The sequence below is a fragment of the Frankia sp. CeRuru1 genome, from assembly GCF_977966315.1.
This window is the reverse complement of the sequence record NZ_CDWWEW010000461.1, coordinates 1-3,054: the sequence shown is the minus strand read 5'-3', so window position 1 is coordinate 3,054 and position 3,054 is coordinate 1. Positions and strand designations below refer to the sequence as shown.

5 protein-coding genes and 1 pseudogene are annotated in these 3,054 nt (G+C 72.8%); 3 read left to right on the top strand and 3 right to left on the bottom strand.

The genetic code is table 11. The features are described from left to right. Positions 1–115 (top strand): annotated as a pseudogene (locus tag AC08OP_RS22670) (cobalamin biosynthesis protein); the annotation flags it as partial. Between the two features lie 109 nt (positions 116–224). On the opposite strand, the gene AC08OP_RS22665 reads toward AC08OP_RS22670, so the two are convergent. Next, the gene (locus AC08OP_RS22665; protein WP_476616023.1) at positions 225–509 is read right to left on the bottom strand and encodes a helix-turn-helix domain-containing protein; all 285 of its coding nucleotides are present in this window, start codon (positions 507–509) and stop codon (positions 225–227) included. Between the two features lie 203 nt (positions 510–712). On the opposite strand from AC08OP_RS22665, the gene map reads away from it, so the two are divergent. Together map and AC08OP_RS22655 are read left to right on the top strand one after the other, a co-directional pair. Continuing rightward, on the top strand, positions 713–1,480 hold the full coding sequence (gene map / locus AC08OP_RS22660; protein ID WP_476616021.1) for a type I methionyl aminopeptidase: 768 nt from the start codon (positions 713–715) through the stop codon (positions 1,478–1,480). Positions 1,481–1,595: 115 nt separating this feature from the next. After that, on the top strand, positions 1,596–2,084 hold the full coding sequence (locus AC08OP_RS22655; protein WP_476616020.1) for a MarR family winged helix-turn-helix transcriptional regulator: 489 nt from the start codon (positions 1,596–1,598) through the stop codon (positions 2,082–2,084). A gap of 60 nt (positions 2,085–2,144) precedes the next feature. Here AC08OP_RS22655 and AC08OP_RS22650 read toward each other — a convergent pair whose 3' ends face one another. Further along, a complete protein-coding gene (locus AC08OP_RS22650; protein ID WP_476616019.1) occupies positions 2,145–2,579 on the bottom strand; it encodes an arsenate reductase ArsC in 435 nt (144 codons plus the stop codon). A gap of 120 nt (positions 2,580–2,699) precedes the next feature. Then, the coding region (locus AC08OP_RS22645; protein ID WP_476616018.1) for a metalloregulator ArsR/SmtB family transcription factor at positions 2,700–3,054 on the bottom strand (355 nt) is incomplete at its 5' end.

Here is a 3,054-nt window from a genome sequence, read left to right as displayed (position 1 = left end):
GGGAACGGCCATGCCACAGCCGGTCCTGCTCGTACCCAAACGCGCCGGCCGGCGGGTGACGGTCGCGATCGCCCGGCATGGCGCGCCGGGTCGGGGTAGCGGCGCTTCCGCGTGACCGCGGACCAGGTCGGCTGGGCGGTCGAGCGGACCACTTTGATCAGCATCGGCTCGCGCCGCTGGTGTTGTTAAGGAAGACAAACGCGAATCGTTCTTCCCGACGTTTCTCAGCCCCAGGCGACGCCGGACGGGACCGCCGCGCCGGCGGGCACCGGGGCGCAGGCGTCGGCGAGCAGGTCCAGGGACAGGCCGAGGACCCGCGCCAGCGCGGCGACGGTGAAGAACGCCGGGGTCGCGATCCGACCTGCCTCGATCTTGCGCAGCGTCTCCGCCGACAGCCCGGCCGCCGCGGCGACCTCGACCATGCTGCGGTCCCCCCGGGCGGTGCGCAGCAGGGCGCCCAACCGCTCACCGCGTTCGCGTTCCAGCCGGGTCAACGGCGTCCGCACCATGACCATGATGCTAGTACCGGCATGCCCCTACCCGGCTCCGCACCACAACCGTGATACTAATAACGGTATAAGAATTGGTCACGGGTGCGGGTCCGAGCCTGTCGGCTGAGTAGAGGGCAGGCGGGGCAGCCGGGGTCTCCCGTGGGCTCTCCTGCGGCACCGGCGGCGGGAGACGGCACCGGCGGCGGGAGACGGAGCAACCCATGGTCGAACTGAAGTCGGGCACGGCGATCGAGGCGATGGCCGCGGCCGGGGCGGTCGTCGCCCGCGCCCTCGCGGCGGTACGCGCCACCGCCGCGGCCGGCGTCACCCTGCGCGAGCTCGACGACACCGCGCACGCGGTGATCCGCGACGCCGGGGCCGACCCGGCCTTCCTGCACTACCAGCCGCCCTTCGCCCCGAGCCCGTTCCCCGCGGTCATCTGCACCTCGGTCAACGACACGATCGTGCACGGCATCCCCGACGGCACCCCGCTGCGCGACGGCGACCTGCTCAGCGTCGACTGCGGCGCCGAGCTCGACGGCTGGGTCGGCGACGCGGCCGTCAGCTTCTGCGTCGGCACCCCCCGACCGGGCGACGCCGACCTCGTCGAGACCACCCGCCGCGCGCTGGCCGCCGGCATCACCGCCGCGGTCGCGGGCGGCCGCCTCGGCGACATCGCGCACGCCATCGGCCGGGTCGGGCGGGCAGCCGGCTACGGCATCCCGCGCGGCTTCGGCGGCCACGGCATCGGCCGGCGCATGCACGAGGACCCCGGTGTTCCCAACGACGGCCGGCCCGGCCGGGGCATGCTGCTGCGCCCCGGACTGGTCCTCGCCCTGGAGCCGATGTTCCTCGCCGGCGGTCGCGACCACTGCCGCACGGCCCCCGACGGCTGGGCGCTGCGCACCGGCGACGGCAGCCGCGCCGCCCACGCCGAGCACACCGTCGCGATCACCGAGGACGGCCCCCGCGTGCTGACCGCCCCCTGAGGGCGGATCGTGGCCGGCGCGGGTGATGATCCCGCCAGGCGATCGTCGGCGCGGAGAACCTGCTGATCCGACCGGTGAAACCCGGCCCTTTCCTAGCTATCCTGTCGGGGTGGCGGTGCAGCTACGGCTGGAGCGGGACGCGCGGGCGTTGACCGAGGTCGTCACTCGACTTCGACGGGTGCTGCGGACGAGTATCCGCAGCGACTACCCGTGGGAGGCCCTGCCGATGGCCCAGGTGGAGTTGTTGCAGTGCCTGCAGGAACGCGACGGCGCGCGGGTGGGTGAGCTCGCAGGCCTGCTCCACCTGGCTCCGAATACGGTGAGCACCCTGGTGCAACAGATGTCGGACGCGGATCTTCTGCGGCGGGTCACCGACCCGGCCGACCGGCGCGCGGCCCGGGTGTCGTTGACCGAGACCGGTACCCGCCATCTGCAGGGGTGGCGCGAGGCCCACGAACGCAGGCTCGGCGACGCACTGGGCCGGCTCGCCGCCGCCGACCAGGCCGTTATCGTCGAAGCCTTGCCGGCCCTGTCACGCCTGGTCGAACAACTCGATGACCGCCGCACGGCCGACCCGTCCCCCGCCGCCACCGGCGGGCCCTGAGCGCGGATCTCCGGGGGGCGTAATCACACACGTTGGCATCTACCTCGGCGGGCAGAGCGGTCAGGCTGGGATGCTCGGACGCTCCGGCCGGCTGCCGATCTCCGCGATGAGGTCCTTGATAAGGATCTCGATCTGGTCGCGGATCGGGCGAACAGCGTCAACGCCCTGGCCGGCGGGGTCGTCGAGGTCCCAGGTGAGATAGTTCTTGCCGGGGAAGACCGGGCAGGCGTCGCCGCAGCCCATGCTGATCACATAGTCGGAGGCCTGCACCGCCTCGGTGGTCAGCACCTTGGGCTTCTGGCCGGTGATGTCGATGCCGACCTCGGCCATGGCGGCGGCCGCGGCGGGGTTGACCTGCTCGGCGGGCAGGGAGCCGGCGGAACGCACCTCGATCCGGTCACCGGCGAGGTGTCGCAGGAATCCGGCGGCCATCTGGGAGCGGCCGGCGTTGTGCACGCAGACGAACAGGACGGATGCAACAGGGCTGGTGGTCACGGCAGTCTCGTGGCCTTCCTCACAGCGCAGCGTGCCGGCTACGCCGATGGATGCGGTCGGGTCTAGAGCGGGGTTCGGTCCCGGCGTACCGGGCCATGGATCGTAGGCGCCGGAGCGCCGTCAGCAGCAGGGGCTGATCATCGTGCTGAGTGCGGCGAGGGCGTCGGGTGCGGCCTTGTAGTAGGCCCAGACCCCGCGCTTGTCGCGGGTGAGCAGGCCGACGTCGACGAGGACTTTCAGGTGGTGGCTGATCGTGGGCTGGGTCAGCCCGAGCGGCTCGGTCAGCTCGCACACGCACGCCTCCCCGCCCTCGTGGGCGTAGATCAGCGACAGCAGCCGCAGCCGGGTTGGGTCCGCGATCGCCTTGAGCACACCGGCGAGGCGGGCGGCGGCCTCGGCGGACAGCGGTTGACGGGTCAACGGGCTGCAACACACCCACGCTCCAGGCCCGGCCGCCGCGTCCGCCGCGGCCGGG